The organism is Curtobacterium sp. VKM Ac-1376 (genome assembly GCF_015351025.1).
Taxonomy (GTDB): domain Bacteria; phylum Actinomycetota; class Actinomycetes; order Actinomycetales; family Microbacteriaceae; genus Curtobacterium.
The window spans coordinates 1-1,394 of sequence record NZ_JADKRV010000048.1; the positions used below are offsets into that span (position 1 = coordinate 1).

1 protein-coding gene is annotated in these 1,394 nt (G+C 59.5%); it reads left to right on the plus strand.

What is annotated here, in order from left to right:
* The first annotated feature begins 221 nt into the window (after window positions 1–221).
* Window positions 222–947, plus strand: coding sequence for an RHS repeat-associated core domain-containing protein (locus ITJ56_RS18080; protein WP_194632017.1), 726 nt, complete (start codon window positions 222–224; stop codon window positions 945–947).
* The last annotated feature ends 447 nt before the right edge of the window (window positions 948–1,394 follow it).

Below are 1,394 nucleotides of genomic sequence, written 5' to 3' on the forward strand. Positions count from 1 at the left end.
CCATCGAGCACGAACTACGCTTCACCACGACACCCATCCCCGCCTGAGCTTCAGAGCAAAACGGGTAACCAGACCGTGGGGCACGTCAAACGAGTCAACCAAACCTGCAGCAGTCCCCATCGCAGCACCGGGGGAGACGTACACGTACAACGGCGCGCAGCAGATGACCTCGTCGACCAAGGACGGCGTCACGACCAGCTACGAGTACACCAGGGGCCGACATGAACAAGCTGCTCTCGCAGTCCACCGACGGAGGTGCCGAGTACGACTACACGTATGGCACCACCGACCAGAACGGCGTCCCCGTGATCGCCACCCGCGCAGGCACTGGCACTGGCACCGCGTCGGTGTTGAGCGACCCCGTTACCGGGCAGCCGCTGGACCTACGCACCACGGACGGGACGACCAGCATGTACGTCCTGAACGGCATCGGAAACCCTGTCGCCGCGGTCACGGACACCGGTGACATCGCGTTCAAGGTGAGCTACGGCGCGTACGGTGCTGAGACCGTCACCGACGGGAAGACCAGCGCGCAGTGGAAGCAGAACCCCTACGGGTACAAGACTGGGATCCGCTCGAGTAGCAGCGACGCCGGACTCACGAAGTTCGGGTACCGGTGGCAGTCCTCCGCAACCGGTCAGTGGATCGAACGGGACACCCTCGATGTCCCACTCGATCCCTCCAATGCGAACCGCTACGTGTTTGTCGGATGCGACCCGGTCAATGGTTCCGACCCGACCGGGCGCGGTACATGCGCGTATGGTGTGTTCATATATGTGCTCGGTCTGGCGGGGATCGTCGCCGCACCATTCACCGCCGGAGGCTCGCTCGTTCTGTTCGGGCTCGGACTTGGCGTTGCTGGTGCCGGGGCAGTCGGGACCATCGAAGGATGTCAGACTAATTCAGAGCCCAACCCCTGGTATGTCAACGAGAATCCGGAGGGTTAGAAGTGAGACTCTTTGCCTACGCTTTAATGATCGTTATGATCATTTTTGCAATCTTTGGTTTGATGGATTTGGGATTTAGTAAGGGGTGGTTCGTCGTCCCAGTATTGATTCTTGCCTTGGTTGCAATCCCTCTGTATATGATTGAAGGAAGAAAAACGCGGTAGTCGTAGAAGTGATCGCGATAGCGCATTCTTAGTGTCAAGAGATTAAACTGTCCTAGTCGTTAACGTCAGGCGAAGTGCGAGCGCCGGCTCCGTTTACAAGCCGGCTGTTGGATCTGCGCACAAGTGGGATGACCAGCATGTTCACGCTTGAACGGCATCGGGCATCGCCCGCAAGCGGATCCTCTACCGGGCGTTGCGCCTGAAGCGGGAAGGAGTCCGCCCGGCTTCCTGGAGCCCGAATCAGTCGCCGCGCCGATAAGACCACTCGAGCACTTGCATACTC

Coding starts and splice junctions, on each gene's coding strand:
- ITJ56_RS18080 (WP_194632017.1), top strand. CDS start 222: ATGAACAAGCTGCTCTCGCAGTCCACCGACGGAGGTGCCGAGTACGAC.